At 65.9% G+C, this 21505-nt stretch carries 22 protein-coding genes; 11 read left to right on the top strand and 11 right to left on the bottom strand.

Annotated elements, in window-relative coordinates; genetic code table 11:
- Positions 1–25: 25 nt before the first annotated feature.
- Positions 26–1696: a ShlB/FhaC/HecB family hemolysin secretion/activation protein gene (locus tag HU729_RS04285; RefSeq protein ID WP_186666035.1), complete on the top strand. Its 1671-nt coding sequence runs from the start codon at positions 26–28 to the stop codon at positions 1694–1696.
- Between the two features lie 19 nt (positions 1697–1715).
- Here HU729_RS04285 and HU729_RS04290 read toward each other — a convergent pair whose 3' ends face one another.
- Both HU729_RS04290 and HU729_RS04295 read right to left on the bottom strand, forming a co-directional pair.
- Positions 1716–2126 (bottom strand): response regulator, encoded by a 411-nt coding sequence (locus HU729_RS04290; RefSeq protein WP_186708547.1) that lies wholly within the window; start codon positions 2124–2126, stop codon positions 1716–1718.
- A 48-nt stretch (positions 2127–2174) separates the two neighbouring features.
- Complete coding sequence (locus HU729_RS04295; protein WP_065861672.1) at positions 2175–2351, bottom strand: Flp family type IVb pilin; 177 nt, start codon at positions 2349–2351, stop codon at positions 2175–2177.
- A gap of 283 nt (positions 2352–2634) precedes the next feature.
- Between HU729_RS04295 and cpaB the strand changes: the two genes are divergently transcribed.
- From cpaB to HU729_RS04335, 8 genes are read left to right on the top strand one after another with little or no spacing between them, the layout of a single operon-like run.
- A complete protein-coding gene (gene cpaB / locus HU729_RS04300; protein ID WP_186708548.1) occupies positions 2635–3582 on the top strand; it encodes a Flp pilus assembly protein CpaB in 948 nt (315 codons plus the stop codon).
- Between the two features lie 18 nt (positions 3583–3600).
- A complete protein-coding gene (locus tag HU729_RS04305) occupies positions 3601–4887 on the top strand; it encodes a type II and III secretion system protein family protein (protein ID WP_186708549.1) in 1287 nt (428 codons plus the stop codon).
- Positions 4884–6074 carry a pilus assembly protein gene (locus HU729_RS04310; protein WP_186666039.1) on the top strand — a complete coding sequence of 397 codons (1191 nt, stop codon included), beginning with the start codon at positions 4884–4886 and terminating at the stop codon, positions 6072–6074. The genes HU729_RS04305 and HU729_RS04310 overlap by 4 nt, the downstream gene beginning before the upstream one ends.
- Complete coding sequence (locus HU729_RS04315) at positions 6071–7327, top strand: CpaF family protein (protein ID WP_186708551.1); 1257 nt, start codon at positions 6071–6073, stop codon at positions 7325–7327. The genes HU729_RS04310 and HU729_RS04315 overlap by 4 nt, the downstream gene beginning before the upstream one ends.
- A complete protein-coding gene (locus HU729_RS04320; protein ID WP_186708553.1) occupies positions 7324–8205 on the top strand; it encodes a type II secretion system F family protein in 882 nt (293 codons plus the stop codon). Before HU729_RS04315 ends, HU729_RS04320 begins: the two co-directional genes overlap by 4 nt.
- 1 nt (position 8206) lies before the next feature.
- Complete coding sequence (locus tag HU729_RS04325) at positions 8207–9091, top strand: type II secretion system F family protein (protein ID WP_186708555.1); 885 nt, start codon at positions 8207–8209, stop codon at positions 9089–9091.
- Positions 9092–9101: 10 nt separating this feature from the next.
- Positions 9102–9803 carry a tetratricopeptide repeat protein gene (locus HU729_RS04330; protein WP_186666044.1) on the top strand — a complete coding sequence of 234 codons (702 nt, stop codon included), beginning with the start codon at positions 9102–9104 and terminating at the stop codon, positions 9801–9803.
- 17 nt (positions 9804–9820) lie between these two features.
- A complete protein-coding gene (locus HU729_RS04335; RefSeq protein WP_186666045.1) occupies positions 9821–10081 on the top strand; it encodes a DUF3613 domain-containing protein in 261 nt (86 codons plus the stop codon).
- A gap of 51 nt (positions 10082–10132) precedes the next feature.
- On the opposite strand, the gene HU729_RS04340 is transcribed toward HU729_RS04335, so the two are convergent.
- The gene (locus HU729_RS04340; RefSeq protein ID WP_186708557.1) at positions 10133–10909 is read right to left on the bottom strand and encodes a response regulator transcription factor; all 777 of its coding nucleotides are present in this window, start codon (positions 10907–10909) and stop codon (positions 10133–10135) included.
- A 122-nt stretch (positions 10910–11031) separates the two neighbouring features.
- Positions 11032–11502 (bottom strand): A24 family peptidase, encoded by a 471-nt coding sequence (locus HU729_RS04345; protein WP_054895204.1) that lies wholly within the window; start codon positions 11500–11502, stop codon positions 11032–11034.
- A gap of 76 nt (positions 11503–11578) precedes the next feature.
- On the opposite strand from HU729_RS04345, the gene HU729_RS04350 reads away from it, so the two are divergent.
- Together HU729_RS04350 and HU729_RS04355 are read left to right on the top strand one after the other, a co-directional pair.
- Positions 11579–12022: a TadE/TadG family type IV pilus assembly protein gene (locus HU729_RS04350; RefSeq protein WP_186708559.1), complete on the top strand. Its 444-nt coding sequence runs from the start codon at positions 11579–11581 to the stop codon at positions 12020–12022.
- Entirely contained in the window at positions 12019–14658 is a 2640-nt protein-coding gene (locus tag HU729_RS04355; protein WP_186708560.1) for an ATP-binding protein, read from the top strand. Before HU729_RS04350 ends, HU729_RS04355 begins: the two co-directional genes overlap by 4 nt.
- On the opposite strand, the gene HU729_RS04360 is transcribed toward HU729_RS04355, so the two are convergent.
- From HU729_RS04360 to HU729_RS04390, 7 genes are all read right to left on the bottom strand, one after another.
- Positions 14643–16607, bottom strand: a complete 1965-nt coding sequence (locus tag HU729_RS04360) for a pilus assembly protein TadG-related protein (protein WP_346655286.1) — start codon at positions 16605–16607, stop codon at positions 14643–14645. The genes HU729_RS04355 and HU729_RS04360 overlap by 16 nt on opposite strands.
- Before the next feature lie 218 nt (positions 16608–16825).
- Positions 16826–17386, bottom strand: a complete 561-nt coding sequence (locus tag HU729_RS04365; RefSeq protein ID WP_186708561.1) for a DUF4136 domain-containing protein — start codon at positions 17384–17386, stop codon at positions 16826–16828.
- Between the two features lie 18 nt (positions 17387–17404).
- Positions 17405–18037 carry a DUF4136 domain-containing protein gene (locus tag HU729_RS04370; protein ID WP_186666051.1) on the bottom strand — a complete coding sequence of 211 codons (633 nt, stop codon included), beginning with the start codon at positions 18035–18037 and terminating at the stop codon, positions 17405–17407.
- Between the two features lie 22 nt (positions 18038–18059).
- Entirely contained in the window at positions 18060–18809 is a 750-nt protein-coding gene (locus tag HU729_RS04375; RefSeq protein ID WP_186708562.1) for a methyltransferase domain-containing protein, read from the bottom strand.
- Positions 18806–19111: a MazG-like family protein gene (locus HU729_RS04380; protein WP_186666055.1), complete on the bottom strand. Its 306-nt coding sequence runs from the start codon at positions 19109–19111 to the stop codon at positions 18806–18808. Before HU729_RS04380 ends, HU729_RS04375 begins: the two co-directional genes overlap by 4 nt.
- Positions 19112–19221: 110 nt before the next feature.
- Positions 19222–20073 carry a MaoC family dehydratase gene (locus HU729_RS04385; RefSeq protein WP_186708563.1) on the bottom strand — a complete coding sequence of 284 codons (852 nt, stop codon included), beginning with the start codon at positions 20071–20073 and terminating at the stop codon, positions 19222–19224.
- A 2-nt stretch (positions 20074–20075) separates the two neighbouring features.
- A complete protein-coding gene (locus HU729_RS04390) occupies positions 20076–21428 on the bottom strand; it encodes a 3-oxoacyl-ACP reductase (RefSeq protein WP_186708564.1) in 1353 nt (450 codons plus the stop codon).
- Between the last annotated feature and the right edge of the window lie 77 nt (positions 21429–21505).

Consider the following 21505-nt stretch of genomic DNA (forward strand, 5'->3'; position numbering starts at 1 on the left):
TTCCACAGGATCATGGAGTGTCCGAATGCGTTCACTGCTGGTGACGATGCTGGCGCTGTCCTGGGCCTGCGTGGCCCGCGCCGAACCCCTGCCGAGTTTTCTCAACAGCAACGAAACCGAACGCCGCCTGCCCACGCCGAACCTGCCGGTGGACGCCTACCGTCCCGGTAAGCCCGGGCTGAATGTGCCGGCGCCCGCCGCACCCCAGCAGGCGCCCTTGCAGATGAACACCCAGGTCCTGGTGCGCAAGGTGCGTTTCGAGGGCGGGACCGTCTACCCCTTGGCGGATCTGCGCGAGCACTACCAATCGATACTCGACCGCAGCGTGACCCTCGCTGAACTGATCGAGGTCACCCGACGCCTGACTCAGCGCTATCAGCAGGACGGCTACCTGTTGTCCTACGCCTATCTTCCGCCGCAAGACTTCGCCGATGGCCGCGTGCGGGTCGTGCTGGTGGAAGGTTACATCCGCGACTATGAGGTTCAGGGCGATATCGGGTCCGCGTCGGGCTATGTCGAGCGCCTCGTGAACAAGCTCAAGGCCGAGCGGCCGCTGACGCGCAAGACCTTCGAGCGCTACACCAGCCTGATCAGCCGTATCCCCGGCGTCACCTTCCAGGCCCAGGTGCCGCCGCCGGGCACCACCGACGGCGCCACGCGCCTGATCGCCCAGGCTTCGCGCAAGCCCTTCACCACGACCCTCAACCTCAGCGATGGCAACCGTGACGACCTGCAGGCGCTGCTGGGGGCCAGCAGCAATGCCCAGACCCGCTTCGCCGAGCAATTGAGCGCCAGCGTGCTGGTGCCGCCGGGCGAGGACAAGGAACACTATTACCGCCTCGACTACAGCCAGTTCGTGGATGACGAAGGCACGCAACTGCTGTTGTCGGCATCGCGCTATCGCAGCGACCCGAAGGCGCGCATTCGCCTGGGCAACGGCATCGACCTGACCCAGCACCGCGAGAACGAGCGTTACTCGATCGGGCTCAGCCAGGCGCTGATCGCCTCGCCGACCGAATGGCTGGATGTGGTCGGGCGCTTCTATGCGGTCAATGACCAGATCGACTACCAGGTCGTGGGTTTCCCGCTAAAGCTCGACAGCCACACCGACATTCGCGCGCTGTCGTTCGAGGGCGATTGGCGCAAGGCCGAGGCCAGGCGCCTGCGCATCCTCAGCGCCGGGGTCTACCAGGGCCTCGACCATTTTGGCGCACGCACCAATGCAGGCTATGACCTGGATTTCCTGCGCCTGCGCCTGTCCGGCGTGCAGAGCGACAATTTCCTCGAGCACTGGCAGGGCGTCGTGTCCGCTGCCGGGTACTGGAGCAACGACAGTTTGCCCGACAGCGAACGGGCGGTGTTCGGCGGGCAGAACTTCGGCCGTGGCTACCCCAGTGACCAGGCGTCCGGCGACAAGGGCTGGGGCCTGGCCTACGAGCTGAACTACAGCATCCAGCGCGAGGGCCAGTGGCTGAAGGTGCTGCAGCCCTATGTGGTGCTCGATGCCGCGCGAGCCTGGTTCAACGAACTGGAGGTGCAGAAGGCGAAGATGTCGTCGGCGGCGGTGGGGGTGCGGTTTGGCGATGCGCGCTATTACAACATCGCGCTGGAGGTGGCCAAACCCATGTCGGACATCGCCCTCGACAGCCTGAACCGGCGGCCGCGGTTTACGGTGAGTTTCAGTTATCAGTTGTAGGGGAGGCTGCTCCTGCGGCCTACCGCCCCACCACCTGCATCACCGCCTTGGGAAACAGGTTGTCGAGTGTCTCCAGCAAGCGGGCGTGGTAGATCGGTTTGCGAAACAGGTCGAGCACATGCAGGCGTAGCAGGTCGCTGACGTCGTCCATGTCGGCATGGCCGGACATGACGATCACCGGCAGGTGCTGGCGGGCGGTGTGATCGCGCAGGCGCTTGATCAGGCCGATGCCGCTTTCTTCGGGCATGCGCAGGTCGGTAATCACCAGGGCCACATCAGGGTAGCGGGTGAGCTGTTGCAGGGCGGCCTTCACCGAGTTTGCGGTGTGGCACTTGAAACCTTCGTTCTCCAGCAGTTCAGCCAGCTCCTGCAATGCCTCTTCCTCGTCGTCCACCAAAAGAATCTGCTGGCGCGAGGAAGAGTTCGACATGCTTGGCTCCTGTTCGCCTGGCGTTATGCTGCGGCGTGCTGCTCAAGGTCATAGCGCCCCGGAGATGGCGGTGAACATCGTGGTGATCTTGCCGGAGATCGCGGGTACGAACGGCACCAGCACCACCGCGACCATTGCGGCAATCAACGCGTACTCGATACCGGAAGCGCCGTCTTTGCGAGTAATGAAGTTCTTGCAGTGCTGAAGGATCTGCTGCAGTTGCATGGCACATCTCCTTGCGCCGAGGGCGCGGGGTAAGGACGCGGCTAAGTAACGTCCATTTGCCATCATAGAATTGCCAAGCTGGCGAAGCCTGCAAATGTAAAAAGGCATTAACCCTAAAGTATTGGAAGCCAAGGCTTTTTCTAAGTGCCTGTTTTCCCTGCAAGTCCGCGTGCCAGACGAAAAAATCCCGTTTCCGCTCATGGCGAACGGTGAGGTCTGCGCTACCGTTCAATAGCGAAATAGTTACCTTTTGCCATCACGGCAATAGCGCAGGGAGGCGGAGATGAGCAGTCGCTTGACCATGGCCCTGGCTGTCCTGTTTCTACTCGGCGCCTTGCTCGCAGGTTACTGGGGGCTGGTGCTCAGCCGCCCGGCCACACCCCCCGTCATTCCTGCCCCGACGATTGCCGAGGCGCCTGCCGAGGTGATCGTCGCACCTCCCCAACCGCCTGAGCCGGCACGTACCTCCATCGTCGTGTTGCGCAGAGCGCTACCGGCGAACACGCCGCTGACCGAGGACGATGTGTTGCTCGAGCGCCTGCAGGTGGTGCCTGCCGGTTCGTTCCAGCGCATCGACCAGGTGCTCGGTCGCTCCAGCGCGCGTCCGTTGTCGGCAGGCAGTTGGCTGGACGAGGCGAGCTTCCAGGCGGGCGGGCCATTGGCGCGGATGATTCGTGCCCATGAGCGCGCGGTGGCCGTGGGCGTCGATGATGTGGTGGGGGCTGCCGGGCAACTGCGCCCGGGCGACTACGTGGATGTGTTGCTGTTTCTTCGCGAGGAGAACAACAACCCACAGTCTTCAGCTCAGGTGGTGTTGCCGGCCCTGCGCGTGCTGAGTGTCGGCGAGCAGATGGGGTTGGCCAACGATGGTCGCCCGGCACAAACCGTCGAGGAAGAAACGGCTCGGCGCGAACAGCACGGGAGCCAAGGCAGCGCCGGCGGCACCCGCACCGTGACCTTGGCCGTGCCAGAGGCGCTGGCCAGCCGCCTGATGCTCGCTGCCCAGGCCGGCACCCTGCGCCTGGCCGTACGCAGCGCCGATGAACAGCGCCTGGCCCGTTACTGGGCCGAACCTGAGGCGCGGCCGCAGGTCGAGAGCGCCGGGCGCGAGCTCTATCGCTTCAGCCAATTGTCCCAGTCTCCCGTGGCCAGTGCTGCTCCTGCCACCGCTGCGCCCAGCATGCAGATCATTCGTGGCGCCAAGGCTGCCGACACCGACAAGACCCCCTGACCAGGCAAGGATGCAGCGATGCGACGTTCCGAGCGTAGTTTCCGAGATGCGTGCTGTGCACTGCTTCTGGCGGCATGGCTGCCCCACGCCCAGGCGGCGGTGAAAGGGTGCGAGGCTTTCGGCCAGTTGCCCTCGGTGATCGAGATGGACCAGGGCCTGCAGCAGGAACTGCGCCTGCCGCTGGCGATCAGCCGGGTGGCGGTGGGTGAGCCCAAAGTCGCCGACGTGCAGGCCAGCGGCGATCGTGCGGTGCTGTTGACCGCCGTGGGGCCGGGCAATACCACGTTGATGCTGTGGACCGCCTGTGCGTCGGCGCCGCACCGGGCCATGCTGTTCGTCAAGGGGCGCGCCAGTGCCGACATGACGGAAGGCAGCCTGCTGCCGTCCCAGGATGCGCAGTTGCCAAGCCAGGTGCAGGCCGATATCCGCTTCGTCGAAGTGCGCCGCAGCAAGTACAAGGAGGCGGGGGCGCGCTTGTTCTTCAAAGGCTCTAACAACAGCCTGTTCGGTTCGCCTGGCACCGTGCCGAACACCACCGTGCGACCTGACTACGTGCCCGGTGTGCAAACCGGCACCACGCCCAACTCGGTGACCTACGCCGATGTGCGCCCCGGTATTCCGCTGGACAACGGCGTCTTCAACATCGTCTGGGGCGGTGGCAGCAGCAAGTTCCTGGCGGCGATCAACGCTTTGGAGAACAGCGGATTCGCCTACACCCTGGCGCGTCCCAGCCTCACCGTGCTCAGTGGCCTGACTGCCAGTTTCCTGGCCGGTGGCGAGATTCCGGTCCCGGTGCCCAGCTCCGGCAGCGACAACGTGTCGATCGAATACAAGGAGTTCGGTGTGCGCCTGGCGCTGACACCGACCGTGGTGAGCCGCGACCGCATCACCCTGAAGGTTGCCCCCGAGGTCAGCGAGCTGGACTACAACAACGCGGTAAACATCGCCGGCACCTTGGTGCCAGGGCTGAGCGTGCGCCGCACCGACACCAGCATTTCCCTGGCCGATGGCGAGAGCTTCATCATCAGCGGCCTGGTCAGCAACAACACCCGCTCCTCGGTAGACAAGCTCCCCGGCCTGGGCAACCTGCCGATCCTCGGCGCGTTCTTCCGCCAGTCGGCGCTGGTGCGTGAAGAGACCGAGCTGCTGATGATCGTCACCCCGCACCTGGTCCAGCCGCTGGCGGCCAATGCGCGCCTGCCGCAGTTGCCGGGTGAGGCGCTGCGCACCTACGACCCGAGCTGGGGCCAGCTGTTCTTCCTGGAAAACGGCAACTTCGAAGGCCATGGGGGGTTATCACGATGAACGACAGCCTCAACCAGACCTACCTGGCCATCACCCGCAACGAAGATGACCTGCAATGGTTGCAGGACGCCTTGGCGCCGCAGGGGCAGGTGATCGGCGCCAGCGCTGGCACCCTCGACGAATTGCTGGCGCTGGTGGATGTGACGTTCAGCAACCTGGTGTTCATCGGCCTCGACCGCGAGCAGTTGGTCAGCCAGTGTGCGCTGATCGAAGGGGTGCTGGAGGCCAAGCCGATGCTGGCCATCGTCGCGTTGGGCGATGGCATGGACAATCAATTGGTGTTGCACGCCATGCGCGCCGGCGCGCGGGATTTCGTCGCCTACGGCTCGCGTGCCAGCGAGGTGGCCGGGCTGGTGCGCAGGCTCGGCAAGCGCCTGCCGACGGTCACCAGCAACCCCAGCCTGGGTGGCCTGACCGTGCTCTATGGCGCCCAGCGCGGCGCCGATGGTGCGCTGCTGACCACCCACCTGGCGCGGGTGGTGCAGGAAAGCGGCCAGCAGACCTTGCTGCTCGACCTCGGCTTGCCACGTGGCGACAGCCTGGCCCTGCTCGGGCTGGAGGCATCATTTTATTTCGGCGATGCCTTGCGCCACCTGCGCCGCCTCGACACCACGCTGATCGACAGTGCCTTCACCCGCGACAAGGGTGGCCTGCGCCTGCTGAGCTATGCCGAGAACGATGATCCGCTGCGCCAGACCAGCGCCGCCGAGCTGTACATGCTGCTCAGTGCTTTGCGCCAGCACTTCCAGCACATCGTCGTGAACCTGACTGGGCACGCCGACAGCGAAGCGCTGCGCACCATCGTCAGCCATTGCGACAAGCTGATCGTCTACACCGACCAGAACATCCTGGACTGCCGGCGCAACCTGGAAGTCCTCGAACTGTGGCGCGACCGCGGCATCAAGCTTGAGCATGCCAGCTTGTTGGTGGACCGCTTCCTGCGCAATGTCGCCCCGGATGCCGAGGCGCTCGCCAAACGCTATGGCCTGCCGCTGCTCAAGGTGATGCCGGACTGCCCCGAAGTGCGCCTGAACGTTAAGAACCAGGGCCTGAGCCTGTTCGAGCTGGCCCCGCGCGAAGGCCTGACCCAGGCCCTGCGTGCCCTCGGCGAACGCCTGGCGCGGCGCTCGGAAAACCTCGCCCCACCGAGCTTCCCCTGGCTGCGTCGGCTGTGGGGTAGCAAATGAGTGGCGATGAGCCCTTTGGCGGTCAGCGCCACGCGTCGGGCGACCCCCACGCGCTCAAGCGAGCGCTGCACCGCTTTGCGATCGACGCCATCGAGGACAGCGGACGCAACCTGCTCGAAGGCGCACGCCCGGCCTTGACCCAGTTCGTCCTCGAGCAGGTGGGAGACTACGTCGGGCGCTTGCGCCTGGCGCTGTCGCGCTACGAAATGGAGCGCCTGGCCGAGGAACTGGTCGATGAACTCACCGGCTTCGGCCCGCTGGAAGTGCTGCTGCGCGATGCCAGCGTCACCGAGATCCTGGTCAACGGCCCGCACCGGGTGTTCGTCGAGCGGGCCGGGTTGTTGCAGCAGACCGACCTGCGCTTCATCGATGCGCACCATGTCGAGCGGGTCATGCAGCGTATCCTCGCGCCCCTGGGGCGACGCCTGGACGAATCTTCACCGATGGTCGATGCGCGCCTGCCCGATGGCAGCCGGGTCAACGCAATCATCCCGCCAGTGGCGCTGGACGGGCCGTGCCTGTCGATCCGCAAGTTCCGCCAGGACATGCTCAAGAGTGCCGACCTGCTGGCTACACGCGCGATCGATCAAGCCATCTTCGATTTCTTCGAACGCGCCGTGGGCCGTCGTTGCAACATCCTGGTCAGCGGCGGCACCGGCACCGGCAAGACCACGCTGCTCAACATCCTTAGCCAGATGATCGCGCCGCGCGAGCGCCTGGTGACCATCGAGGATGTTGCCGAGCTGCAACTGCATCATCCCCACGTGGTGCGCCTGGAAACCCGCCCACCGAACGCCGAGGGCCATGGCGAGATCAAGCCCAGCGAGCTGATCCGCAACGCCCTGCGCATGCGTCCTGACCGCATCATCCTTGGCGAGATCCGCGGCGCCGAGGTGCTCGATGTACTCACCGCGATGAACACCGGCCACGACGGCTCGATGAGCACCGTGCACGCCAACACCGCGCAGGATGCCTTGCTGCGCCTGGAAACCCTGGTCGGCCTCAGTGGCCGGCAGATCGCCGAGAAGACCTTGCGCCAGATGATCTGCGCGGCACTGGATGTGGTGATCCAGTTGACGCGTTTGCCGGATGGTCGGCGTTGCGTCAGCGAAGTGCTGGAGGTGGTCGGCATACGTGAGGATGTGTATGTGACCAACACCCTGTTCCGCTTCGACCGGCGCGGTGGTGAGACCTTCCTGCGCGAGGCGCCGAACCCGGCAGGCAGCAAGCTGCGCCAGGACGGTGTGGCGTGATCGGGCCGTTGCTGCTGGCGCTGGCACCGCTGCTTCTGGGGTGCGCCCTGCTGCTGTTTCGCCTGGGGCTGTACAAGCGCGGCGAGGAGCGCGTCCTGCAGCGTCTGGGGCGCGCTTACCAGGCGATTCGAACGGGCAGCGCCCGGCGCGACTGGCTCGACCCGCTGCTGCAGCGGGCCGGCCTGGTCAGCGCTGATGTGCGTTTGCAGCGCTGGTTGCTGATGTGGGGCGCGCTGGCATTGCTGGCGATGCTGCTGGCCGGTTGGCTGGCCGGCCTGATGGTGCTGCTCGGTGCGCCGCTGTCGGGCTATCTGTACTTGAGTTGGCGATGCCGCCGGCGCATGCGTCAGCTCGTCGAGCAACTGCCGGGTCTGCTCGACTACAGCGTGCGCAGCCTCAAGGCCGGTCGGACCCTGAGCGATGCGGTGCTCGGCGGCATCGACGGCACGCGCGAACCGCTGCATTCGACCATGGGCCGTGTGCGCCGCAATGTGCAGATGGGCGTGCCATTGGAGGATGCGCTGAGCGAGCTGGCCGAGCTGTACGACCAGGACGAGTTGCGCCTGTTCGCCCTGGGCCTGCGCATCAACCAGCGCTACGGCGGCAATGCCAGCGAGCTGATGGAAAACCTGATCAAGCTGATCCGCGAACGCGAGCAGGGCGCGCGCCAGCTCAAGGCCATGACCGGCGAAACCCGCGTCACCGCCTGGGTGCTGGGGGCCTTGCCGCTGTTCATGGTCGGCTACTTCCTGACGGTCAACCCTAACTACCTGATGAGCCTGTGGCGCGACAGCAGCGGGCAGTGGCTGCTGTTCCTGGCCTTTGCCCTGCAGGCGCTCGGCTGCCTGGTGTTGTGGCGCATGATGAGGAGTCTTTGACATGGCCCTGCTGATTTGCGCGCTGTGCCTGCTTGTCGCCGCCCTGTTGCTGGGGCTGCAGGCCTCGCGCCAGTTACGTGCGCGCTATCTGGTTGCGCGGCGCCTGCAAGGGCGCCTGGCCCGCGAGGAACGCCTGGGCGACATGCTCCACTGGCTGGGCAGCAGCCCGCTGGGGCAACGCTTGCAGACGCTCGACGGGGAAACCCATGGCCTGCTCGAGCGGATTGGCTGGCGTCGCAGTCGCCAGCGCGCGCTGTTCGCCGCCGTGCAACTGGGATTGCCGTTGCTGGCCATGGGGCTGGCGTTGCTGCAGCATGCCTTCATCGGCGTCGATGCCCTGCATTGGCTGGTGCTGCCGGTGTGCGCACTGGTGATCGGCTACCTGTTGCCCAAGCGCCTGTTGGCGCTGGCAGCTACGCGCCGGCAACAGCGTATCGCGCAGGAGGTCAGCCTGATGATTCCGCTGCTGCGCATCCTCTTCGAGACGGGGCTGGCCGTGGAGCAGGCGTTACGTGTGCTCAGCCAGGAAGGGCGGACACTGGTGCCCGAGATCAGCGAGGAGCTGCGTCAGGTGTTGCAGCGGGTGGATTCAGGGCTGTCGCTCGGCCCGGAGCTGGAGAAAGCTGCGCAGGTGCTGGCAGTGGATGAGTTCTCCGACACTTGCGTGATCCTTCAGCAGTTGCTGGTGCAGGGGAGTGGCGGGATGAAGTCGCTGCTGGCGCTCAAGGCGCTGCTCGACGATCGACGCCTCACGCACTTGCAGGAGCGGGTGTCGAAGATGTCGGCAAAGATGTCGGCGGTGATGATGGTGTTCCTGTTCCCGGCCTTGCTCATCGTCCTGGCCGGGCCAGGTTTTACTGCGTTGGCACGGGCTTTGGGCGTCTAGGAGGAGAAGGATGAAAAAGATCCTGTTGTTCACCGGCATGCTGCTGCTGGGCGGTTGTGCCGGGCAGTCGACGCAGGGGCTGGGGGCATTGTTCGGCGGCCCGGGCTGCAGCAAGCCGGATGCCGACCAGCAACTGGCGTTGAACCTGGCGGACGAGATGCTCAACGAGGGACGACCGCACGCCAGCCTGGCTCACCTCGAGCAGCTGCCCAACACCCTCGACCAGGTGCGTCTGCGCAAGGCCAGGGTCTCGCGCCTGCTGGGACGCAGCGAGGCCGAGCCCTTGTACCGCAGCCTGCTGGGTGGCTGCCTGGCGGCCGAAGGTGAACATGGGCTGGGCCAGCTCGCCTCGGCGCGTGGCGACGATGCGCAGGCCTTGCAGAACCTGCAGCGCGCGGTGCGCCTGGCGCCCACTGACGAGCGCGTGCGCAACGATCTTGGCGTGGTGCTGATGAACCTGGGGCGCTACGAGCAGGCACGCTTCGAGTTTCTCACGGCCATCGAGCTGAAGAATGACAACACCTTGGCGGCGGTCAACCTGGTGACCCTGTCGTTGGTACAGGACAACTGGCAACAGGCGACCGATCTGGTCGGCCGCCTGCACTTGCGCCCCGAGCAGTTCGCCGATGCCCAGGCGCGGGCCAGGCAGGTGAAATCCACCGGGCGTGGACCCATTGCCTTGGCCAATGGTGCCGAGGCGGTGGTCAATTGAGCGGGAGGAGGGTGGTCATGTTCAGGTATCTGATGGTGCTTGCCGGGTGTGCCGGCGTGTCATTGGCGATGGCCCAGGAGCCACCTCGCCAGCCAGAGGCGCAGACGGCCACCGAGGCGTTGCTGCGAGTGCAGTCCAGCGGTGAGCAGGCGTCGAACCGTTTGCAGGTGCAGACGGCCCGGGAGCGCGACCAGTCGATGCAACGCTGGCTGGACACCTACAAGTACGTGATCCCGGACTTCTATCGCTGGACCAAGGTGACGTCTTCGAACAACTGAGCGCGAGACCTGCAGGCGCGGCGGACCACCGCGCCTGCAGCTGTGAACGGCCTAGTGGGTAGTGAACCGCTGGTGCAGCGCCGATGAGCGCGGCGTCAGGGCCAGGGCCAGTTGGGTGCGGTTGTGCATGTGGGTCAGGCGCAGCACCTGCGACACATAGAGTTTCACCGTGTTCTCGGTGATCCCCAGCTCGCAGGCGATCTGGTAGTTGGTCTTGCCCTTGCTGACCAGCTTGGCCACTTCCAGTTGGCGCGGCGAGAGCTTTTCGAACACCGGTGGCAGCTCGCCCTCGAGTTCTTCCACGTCACCGGCCCGGCGATGAGTGCCCTGGCCGCGGGCCTTTTCCAGGTCGTGGTAGAGGTCGTCGATGGATTCGGCCAGCTCCTGCAGGCGCTGGTTCAGGCTGCCCAGCTCGCGGAAGTTGCGGCGCCGCTCCATCAGCGCTGCTTCCTGGCGGCGCAGGCCTTCGAGCAGCTCTGGCAGGTCCATGGGCTTCTGGTAGTAATCGGAAAATCCTTCGCGCAGGGCGCGGATGACATCCTGCTTGTCGGCGCGGCCGGTCAGCATGATCGCCTCGAACAGCCGCTGCTGCCCGGCGATGTTCTTCAGTGCGCGCATCAGCGCGATGCCGTCCTGTTCGGGCATGTGCAGGTCGCACAGCACCAGGCCGATGGACTCGTCCGCGCCGTAGCGCTCGATGGCCTGCGCGGTGGAGTGCGCCGGCACACAGTGGTAGCCCGCACTTTCGAGATATTCGCAAAGCTCTTCGACGATCAACGGCTGATCGTCCACAACCAGTACTTTCACCTCACTAGCAGACTTGTTCACGTTCAACTCCCTGTTGGTACGGGCCCCGCTCCGTTGGCCAGACAGCCTGGCCGTTTAGAAAAGTAGTCGCACTTTGCAATTATGTACAAGGTCTATACACGCGGAATCGACCCACTGGTCATTCATTGGATCCAGACAGCGGTCAGGAGAAACCCGGCCAGCACGTAGGGTGCGAACGGTTGCTTGTCGCCCACCTGTTCGGCCAGGCGCTGCAGGCGCTTCTTCACCTTGGGGTTGGCCAGGGTCCACAGGCGGCGTCGGCCAAGCATCCACACCAGCACTGTCACGCCTGCACCGATGAAGGTGCCGAGCACGTACTGGTGGCTGGTGGCCAGAGCCAGGGCGCCGAGCAGTTTCACATCACCGGCGCCGAAGCGGCCGAGCATGTAGCCGGGAAGGGTCAGCAGCATGACGATGGCCAAGGCCCAGCCCGCATCGCTGGCATCGGCACCGATCCAGCTGTGCCCGGTGGCGAACAGCCAGGCCAGGGCGCAGGCTGCGACACCCAGGGTCAGGGTGTTGGAGATCTGTCGTTCACGGACATCTTGTTCGGTGCACAAGGCAAGCCACATCAGGAGAACAATGCTTTGCATTGGCAAATGGCCATCCCTATTCGTTGAGCGGGTTCTATGCTGTCACTCAGGACTTCTAGTCAGGGTAGACGTGATCATGCGAGCAAGCCCGGCAGTACGGCAAAAAGGCGCGGCAGCCATCGAGTTTGTCGCAGTCTTCATGATCTTCTTCGCGGTGTTCTATGGCTTGGTCAGCTACAGCCTGCCGATGCTCATGCTGCAGTCGTTCAACCAGGCCAGCAGCGAGGCGGTGCGCCGCTGCGTGGCGCTGGACCCGAACAGCGCCACCTATGCCACCGATGTGCAGAACCTGGCGCGCCAGGTGATCACCCAGCAACTGAGCTGGATGCCCGCTGCACTGGACTTTCAGCCCGCCACCGATGCGCGGATCGTACTGGCGCCCGGTAACCTGCTGACCGTGACCATCGATTACCCGAAAAACAAACTGACCAATGTCATGCCGGTGCTGGTGCTGCCGCTGATCGGCGAAGTGCCGCGGCTGCCCCAGCGCCTGCAGGCCCAAGCGAGCCTGCAGCTGTGAGTGGCGTGTTCGATCGCTGGTTGGGGGGCCAGGCAGCGGTGGCCGAGGCGCCGTTGGCGGTTGGCCTGCAAGTGTGGCTCGACGAGCGGGGCCAGGTGCTGCGTCTGTCCGGACCGCTGCGCACCCTGCTGGCCATGCCGACCCACCACGCCACACGGGTGCAGGACTACCTGCAGCACCATAGCTGGCTGGTACTCGAAGGCGATCCTGCCGATTGGCAGGGGCAGCCGTTGGATCTGGATTTTCGTACCGTGCACGGCCATACGCTGCACACTCGCGGTTGGCTGCAGCGTCAGGCCGAGGGCTGGTTGCTGCAGTTGTTCGATATCGGCGACCTGTTGCGCGCGCATGACCACGAAGCGCAACGCTTGAGCCTGCAGCGCCTGGCTGGCGACATCGGCCGTGCGGTGCGCGAGTGTGGCGAGGAGCGCCTGGCGCAGGTCACCGGCGAGCAGTTGCGGCGCCTGGTCGAGCACTGGCAGGTCGATTCGGTGCGCCTGATGCTGCTTGAGGCCGGCGTCTGGCGCAGTCATGCCGACAGTGGCGATGACTGGCCCTGGGCCGACGACGGGCAGCTGCGTCCTTGGCTTGAGAGGTTCGCGCTACGGGGTGAACTCGATGCGTCCGAGCGCTCCGAGTTGCAAGTATTGTGCGGCGGTTTGCCGGTGTCGCTGCTGCCCTACCGGCTGGGGCCGGATATCCAGGCCTGCGTGCTGTGTGTGGCGAGCGGGACGCCGCCTGTGCACGAGGCGCAGGAGTGGCTCTTGCAGGCGTTGCTGGACCCGTTGCTGGCGCGCCTTCGGCAGCGCCAGTTGCAGTGCAGCGACCAGCACCTCGACGCGCTGCAGCGGCAATTGGGCGCCGGTTGGTGGGAGTGGCCACTGCAGGGGCCGCTGCAGTTGGACCCAGCCTTGGCGGCCAGTGTCGACCTGCCACGTGAAATCACCGTCGAGCAATGGCTGGCGCGGGTGCACCCGGCAGATCGCGAGGCCGCGCAACTGGCGCTCGAGCAACTGCTCGAAGGCCGTGCCCTGAGCCTCAGTCTGCGCCTGCAGGAGCACGCCCCTCAGATCAGCCCACGCTGGCTGCACTGGGTGGGGCAACTGCAGGGTCGCCAGGTGCGCGGCTTTCTGCTCGACATCAGCGCGCTCAAGGCCCAGGAGCTGCAGGCGGGCGCCGCCCGTGCACGGCTGGAGAACCTGATCGCCAGCTCACCGGCAGTGATCTACATCCAGCGCTATGCCGAGGGTGCGCTGCACAGCGAGTTCTTCAGTGCCAGCCTGGCGCCGATGCTGGGCTGGCCCAGCGACAGCGAACTGGCCCGTCAGCCGGGGTTGGCAGTGCATCCCGATGACCGCAGCCTGTGGCTGGAGCGCACGCGTACGCTGCTGCGCGATGGCCAGGCGCGCTGTCGCTATCGTCTGCGCGACCAGGCGGGCGGCTATCACTGGGTACTCGATGAAGCCCGTCTGCTGCGCGACGACCTCGGTCAGCCTGTGGAGGTGGTCGGGCTGTGGCTGGATGTCAGTGAGGCGACCGAGGCCGCCGAGCGCGTGCGCCACAGCGAGGAGCGCTACCGGGTGCTGGTGGAGGATTCGCCGGCGATGATCTGCCGCTATCGTCCCGACCTCGAACTGCTGTTCGGTAACCGTCCGCTGGCCGACCATCTGGAGTGTGCGCCGCAGCAGCTTGCCGGCATGAACCTTGGCCAGTGGATGTCCGACGCTCAACGCAGCGCGTTCCTTCAGCGTCTGGCAACGCTGACCCCGGAGCGCCCCTTGAGCAATGCAGAAGTCTGCCTGCAGCTGCCGGGGCGGGAAAACGCCTGGTGGGTGTGGGCTGACCGCGGCCTGTTCGACGCGCAGGGGCAGCTCCTGGAAATCCAGGCGGTAGGGCGGGACAACACCGAGGTGCGCCGCAGCCAGCGCCAGTTGCTGCAGGGGGCGAAGATGGCGACCCTCGGCGAGCTGGCGACCGGGTTGGTGCACGAGATCAACCAGCCGCTGAACGTGATGCGCATGGCTGTGGCCAATACCTTGAAGCGCCTGGAGAACGGCGCAGCGGACACCGATTACCTGACCGACAAGCTGCACCGTATCGAGGCCCAGGTGGAGCGGGCGGCACGGCTGGTGGAGCACATGCGTGTCTATGGCCGTCGCTCTGAACCGGAGCGTCAGGTGTTCGTGGCCTGGGACGCGGTGGAGGGTGCGGTCGCGTTGCTGGCCGAGGGGCTTCGGGGCAAGGGTGTGGCCGTGCATATCGCGTCGCCCGAGTCGTCGTTGGCGGTGCAGGGGCATCAGGACCAGCTCGAGCAGGTGTTGATCAACCTGATGATCAATGCCCGCGACGCGTTGCTCGAACGCCAAGCCCTGGCACCGGCCATCCGGGTCAGCCAACAGCAGGTCGAGGGGCGCGTCTGCCTGCGGGTCGAGGACAACGCGGGCGGCATCGATCCGCGCCTGCTCGGACGCATCTTCGAGCCATTCTTCACCACCAAGCCCGCGGGTGTCGGCACGGGCCTGGGACTGTCGGTGAGCCATGGCATCGTCGAGGCCATGGGCGGCAGCCTCGAGGCACTCAACGGCCCCGAGGGCGCGTGCTTTTGCATACTGCTGCCGCTCTACAGTGCCAGTTGAGCACGGCCTGTCGAGCAACTGAGGTTGGCGCCGACCTCGGCGTTGACCAGGTCGATGCCCAGCACTTTCAGCAGCACGTTCAGCAAGGGGTCGAGCAGCGGGCTGAGCAGGCCTTTGATCAGCGGCTCGAGTATGGCCTTGACGCCATCGAGCACCCCACCCACCAGCACCAGCACCTGGCCCAGGCCGCTGTTGTTGGCGGTGGGCCGGTAGGCCTCCAGTTGAATGCCCAGCAGGGTGTCGCTGAGGCTGCCGACCACGTTGTCATTGGCGGTTCTCATGGGCAGGTAGGCAGGCTTGAGGCCGATGTTCGGCGGCACGCTGGTAGGGGCCTGGAAGGTCAGTGCGCGCTCCTGGGCGCCGCTGCCCAGCACCTTGCTGTCCACACGCAGGCCGACGCCGCCGCCGACGAAGGGGATGCGCTCCTCGCATTTGCCGAGCGGCAGGATCAACAGCCGGGTGCAGCGCTTGGTGCCGATGTCGATCAGCGGCAGCGCCTTCACGGCGGTAGTGCCGTTGGTGAAGAACTCATCCGGTGAGGCGAACTGGCCCACCGCGATCTTGACCGCCGAGCTCTGGTTGCGGGTGGTCAGGCGCTTGGGTGAGCAACTGAAGGTATCGGGGGCTGCAGGGTTCAGGCGGGTGCTGGCTTCGGCGACTTCAAGGCCGATATCCAGGTGCAGCTTGCCGGGCACCAGGACGATATCGCTGACCGTACAGGGCACGCCGAGCAGGCAGAGCACCGATTGCACGGTGGCGGCGAGGTTCAGGCTGAGCAGGTTGTTGATCACGTTGGTCAGCGGTGCGGCGAGTTCGAGCACGGCGTTGACCAGGCCGAAGATACCATCGAGCAAGGGCAGGTCGAGGGAGATCATCGCCCGCACCTGGGCAGTGTGTACGCGCAGTTCGTCGGTACGCGGGTCTCCGACCGAGGAGATCTGCTGCGGCTCGATGACCTTCAGGCGCACCCGTCCGTTGACCAGGCCGAGCACGTTGAGCGGCAGGTCTACGTTGGCGGCGCTTTCGCTGGCGGCCAGCTGGATCACGCCTTGGACCAGTTGCAGCAACTGGATGCTGGCATCCAGGCCAGCCTGGGCGGTGCCGTTCTGGATGTCGAGGATATCGCCCAGGCGCACCAGCGTGCCGTTGCCGGCCCCCAGGGCGACCTTGCCCAGGTTGGTCACCACCTCCAGCGCCGCGCCGCTTTGTTGCAACACCTTGACCGCCGCCTGCAGCAGTTGGGTGGCGGTGGCGTTGGCGTTGAGCAGCTGCTTGTAGTCGCCAACCGTGAGATTGAGGTCGACTGCCAATTGGTCGAGGTAGCTGAGCAGCTTGATGTCGGTGGCGGCGATGCCTTTCCAGCCGGCAAGGTCCAGTTGCACGCCACCGCCGAGGGCGCCAAGCAGGGCATTGAGCAGCACCGACTGACGCGAATCGACCGTGGCGAGAGTGGTGCGGATACTCAGCATTGCCTGCGGCGGCAGCGGCGCTGAAGCGACAGCGTGGGCTTGCAGGGTGGTGGTCAGCGGCACGCCATTGCCCTGGATCAGGGCATACACCCCCGCCGCGACGCTGGTGGTGACGGTGTTGCTGACATCGACCCGGATCGCTTCGTTGCGGTTGTCGTCGCGGGTGAAGCTGCGCAGGCTGTTGGCGCCGGTCTGCACGTAGCCGCAAGTGGCCTGCAGTGGGTTGCCAGGGGCGTGTCCGTTGCGGGTGGCAGCAGTACGGGCGATCGCAGTGGCCTGTGGGCCGGTGCCGATGCACACGGCGAACTGCCCGGCGGCTTCCAGCGCCGCCATGTCGGCGATGCGCTGCAGCTTGCGTTGTTCGAGGTAGAGCCGCCCACTGTCGATTGCCAGCAGCAGGAACAGCAGGGCCATACCGAGGGTGATCACGGCCATCAGGCCGATCGCGCCGCGTTGGCGCGCAGCGGAAGAGGAAACCACGGGCACTCCTTTGCAGGCCGAAGGCCGGCATCGCGATTGCGATTACAGGAGTGTAGTCACGGTGATGGCATCTTGCCTTTTCTCAGCCTTCACGCCGCCCGGTTGTAGGAGCGGGCTTGCCCGCGAAAAAAACACCGCGCTGCCTGGCACGGGCTACGCCCGTGTTCGCGGGACCATCGCAGCGGCGAACCGCCGCTCCTACAGATAGGCGTTGGGTTTCAGTGCGGTGGGTAGTTGCTCATCACCTGGGTCACTGTATTCTGGATCGCGGCGTTGCGCTCCTGCGGGCTCGGCGGGTAGTTGTTCATGACCTGTTCGGCGCTGCCGCGCCAGACCAGCTTGCCGTCCCGGCCATCGAACAGGTCCACCTGGATGGTCGCCACCTTGTAGTCGACGCTGCGGGTCTCGTTGTACATCGGCCCACCCCAGTAGCCTCCCCAATAGCCGCCCCAGGCACCGCCGTAGTTGGTGGTGATCTGTTGCTGGCGGTCTTCGACGATCAGGTAGGCACGCACCCTGACATCCGCCCGGGCACTGCCCGGGGCCGGGCGCAGGCCGCGCTGGTCGAGCTGGTCGGCCACGGCCTGGCGGATGCGCTGCTCGGTGAGGTCGCTCTTGATCCGCGGATCGTCCGGGCGATACTGCAGCGCCGGTTCCTGCCAGGCCCAGCTGCGGTAGGCGGCGAAGTCGCGGCTGGCATCGAAATCCTGGGTGACGTTGTTGCTGGAGCAGGCAGCGACCAGCAACGCGAAGGACAGCAGAACGAGACGGCGCAACATGATGATTCTCCTGACGCGTTAACTGGGAGGGTAGCCACTGAGGGCCTTGCGCACCGACTCGCGCAGGGCGTTTTCACGGTCCCGTGGCGAGCCCTTGTCGCTGCCGCTTTCGGCGCTGGCACTCCACACCGGCTGGCCGTTGCGGGCATCGAACAGGTCGATGCGCACCACCATCACCTCGACTTCGTAGGTGCGCACGATCGGTACGCTGCCGTAGGCACCATAGCCGTTGCGGTAGCCGCCATAGCCGATGCCGCCGTAGGGGGCAGGGCCATAGTAGGGGTCGTAGTCGTAATCGCGGACCTGGCGCAGGCGGCGTTCCAGGCGCAGGTTGGCGCTGACCAGCAGGTCGCCGCTGGCGCCGCGTGCCGGGCGCAGGCCGTGCTGGTCGAGCGCACCGCTGATGGCATCGGCCAGTTGCGCAGGGTCGGCATTGGCGCTGCCGCTGGGTAACTGGCCGTTGCGCCAGCTCCAGCTGCGGTAGCGGCCATAGTCGCGTGGCGCGGCCGGGTAGGCGCTGGCGTCGAATGTGGTCGCGGCCTGGGGCGGAGCCGGTGGCAGTGGCCGGGAACTGGCGACATAGGGATTGCTGCTCTGGCACGCCGCCAGGGCGAAGGGGAGCAAGGCCAGGCACAACAGACGGTACGGCATGTATTCCTCCCGGCAGGCGAGATCAGCGTGGGCGACAGGTCCAGTGCAGGTAACGGCCGAGCCCGGCGAAGCTTGGGTGACGGCGGTGGGCCAGTTCCATTTCCAGCAGGTCGAGCAGTTCGGCCTTGTCCTGGAACTCCTTGGGCATGTAGTCGTGGAACACTCTCACGCCACTCTCGCTTTCGACCTGCCACAAGGGTTCAAGTTGCGCTCGCAGTTCTCGCGGATCAAGGGGTTTTTGCGGGGTGAGACTCTGTTTTTCCCCGGCCAGACGGTCGCTGCGCAGCTTGCGGAAGTGACCCTTGAGCAAGTTGCGGTAGACCAGCGCGTCGCGGTTGTAGAACGCCAGCGACAGCCAGCCACCCGGCGCGGTCAGTTGGTGCAGCACCGGCAGGATGCTGTGCGGTTCGGCCAGCCATTCGAGCACCGCGTGGCACAGCACCACATCGAAGGGCTCGGTGAGCTGACCGAGCAGGTCCTGCCAGGGGGCCTGGATGAAGGTGGCGGGTTGGTTGGCCTCGGCGAAGCGCGCGCGGGCGCCGTCGAGCATCGGCACGGCGGGCTCGGCCAGGGTCACCTGGTGCCCGCGCTGCGCCAGCCACAACGCCATGTGTCCCAGGCCTGCGCCAATGTCGAGGATGCGCAGGGGGCGGTCGGGCAGGCTTTCGGCCAGGTCGGCCTGCAACACCGCCAGGCGGATCGCGCCTTTGGCCCCGCCGTAGATTTTCTCGGCGAAGCGGCTGGCCAGCTCATCGAAATGACGGTCGTTCATCGGGCGAAGCGCCTCTCGCTGTCGGCGAGCTTGGCCCGCACCACGCTTTCCATGTCCAGCCCCAGCTCGCTGCACAGCAGCAACAGATAGAGCACCACATCGCCGACTTCCTGGCCGGCGTGGGCGAGCTGCTCGGGGGCAAGCTGGCGTGACTGGTCTTCGCTCAGCCACTGGAAGATTTCCACCAGCTCGGCCATCTCGACGCTGGCGGCCATGGCCAGGTTCTTAGGGCTGTGGAAGCCGCGCCAGTCGTTGTTGTCGCGGATCTGGTGCAGGCGATCGGTCAGTTCTTGCAGGTTCATCGAGGGCTCTCCTTCTGGCGCATAGCTTCAGGTGCGCCAGGGAGCAAATCAAGTGAATTGGAGGCCATTGTTGGGGGCAAAGGGGGAGGGCTCAGCGCGCGCTTGACCGGTTACAGGGCGCTCCATTTGCCGGTCATGTGCAGCAGGCCCCCGTGTCCCGTCAGATTGAGTTGCCCTTGTGGCCCTGCGGCACTTGCGCCGAGCACCACCTCCGACGGCAGGCGCACCGGCTTGTGGAAATCCACCGCGAACCCATAACCCGCCACCGGCAGATGCCCGCGCAGCGCCGCCAGCGCCATGGCCTTGTTCCACATGCCATGGGCAATGGCCTTGGGGAAACCGAACAGCCGGGCACTCGCCGCGCTCAGGTGGATGGGGTTGTAGTCGCCGCAGACCTTGGCGTAGCGTCGGCCGATATCGCTGTCGGCGTACCAGCGCGTCACTTCCGGCGCTTCGCTGGTCGGCTCATCGTTGCTCTGGTCCGTTTCGCCTTCGAGCTTCAGCCCTCGCACAAGCATGCGGCTGGTTTCGCGCCAGAGCAGCCCCAGCCCGTCGTGGGCCTCGGTGATCAGGTCGAAGGTGCCACCCTTTGCATGTGCCTGCAGGTTGTCGGCATGCACGGCAAAGCGCAGGCCCTCGATGGCGCCCAGTGGGCGCAGCACCTGGATCTCGTTGTGCAGGTGCACCAGCCCGAGTAGCGGGAAGGGAAAGTCGCTGGCGGTCAGCAGCTGCAATTGCAGGTTGAACGCGACCACGTGCGGATAGGTAGGCGGCAGGCGACCCTCGTCGCTGAAGTGGCACAGGCGACGATAAGCCGCAAGGTTCGTTGGGTCGACCCGCAGGAAGCAGCGCAGGCCACCTGTGGGCAGGCGGTCGCCACTGATCTTGCGCTTGCCGAGCGCTCGCAGATAAAGCCTGGTGCGGGTCTCGGGGGTGTGCAGGTCCTGCCATGTCCGGTTCATGTTCATGCCCCCATCAGTGCTTGCCCGCAGACGCGCAGGTACTGGCCGCTGACCGCACCAGTGCCGGGCTGGGCGAGCCAGGCGACGGCCTCGGCGACGTCTTGTGGGCGCCCACCCTGGCCCAATGAACTCAGGCGACGGCCAGCCTCGCGCAGACCCATGGGCATGGCGGCGGTCATGTGGGTTTCGATGAAACCGGGGGCCACGGCATTGATGCTGGCGCCCTGCTCGGCAAGCCTCGGCGCCCAGGCCTGGGCGAAGCCGATCAGGCCGGCCTTGCTCGCGGCGTAGTTGGCCTGGCCACGGTTACCGGCGATGCCACTGACCGAGGCGAGCAGCACGATGCGCGCATTGTCGTGCAACTGGCCGGCGTCGAGCAGGGCCTGGGTCAGCACTTGAGGGGCCTTGAGGTTGACGGCCATGACCGCGTCCCAGTACTCCGGAGTCATGTTGGCGAGGGTCTTGTCGCGGGTGATACCGGCATTGTGCACGACGATGTCGATGCCCGTCGGCAGGCCTTCCAGCAATTGGGTTGCGGCGTCGCTGGCGCAGATATCCAGCGCCAGGGCTTGGCCGCCGATACGTGCGGCAAGGGCATCGAGGTCTTTCTGTGCCGGCGGCACGTCCAGCAGGACCACCTCGGCGCCGTCACGGGCCAGGGTCTCGGCGATGGACGCACCGATGCCACGGGCGGCGCCGGTGACCAGCGCACGCTTGCCGGCCAGGGGCCGAGTCCAGTCCTGTACCTGGCTTGTACAGGCTTCGAGGCGCAGGACCTGCCCGGACACGAACGCGCTCTTGGGTGAAAGGAAGAAGCGCAGCGCACCTTCGAGCTGATCCTCCGCGCCGGAAGCGACATACAGCAATTGGGCCGTTGCGCCGTTGCGCAGCTCCTTGGCCAGCGAGCGGCTGAAGCCTTCGAGGGCACGCTGGGCGACGCTGGCCTGGGGCGCTTCGACCTGTTCGGGAGGGCGTCCGAGGATCACTACATGGGCGCAGGGCGCCAAGCTGCGCAGCAGCGGCTGGAAGAATTCGCGCAACTGCCGAAGCTCATCGCTGTCGGACAGATGACTGGCATCGAACACCACTGCCTTGAGTTTCGGGCCGAGCCCGGCGACCCAGGCGGGGGCTGCGAGGTTTTCGCCAGCAAAGCTGTAGCACTCGTCGGTGAGTGCCGGGGCGATGGCTTCGACCTTGCGCACCAGCGGCCCGCCGCCCAGCACCAGTGCGCCTTCGATCGGGCGCAGGCGCCCGGCCTGCCAGCGCTCCAGCGGCGCCGGACGCGGCAGGCCGAGGGCGTCGACCAGGCGGCGGCCGAGGTTGGAGTTGGCAAAGCCGAGATAGCGGTCGCTCATGGTGCGGGTCTCCCTGAAGGCAAGCATGCAAGTGTGGACCATGTTTGTGGCAAGGTCGTTCGAATGTGGCAAAAACG

Origin of the sequence: Pseudomonas sp. RW10S2, from assembly GCF_014268985.1 — a bacterium.
Lineage (GTDB): Bacteria > Pseudomonadota > Gammaproteobacteria > Pseudomonadales > Pseudomonadaceae > Aquipseudomonas > Aquipseudomonas wayambapalatensis.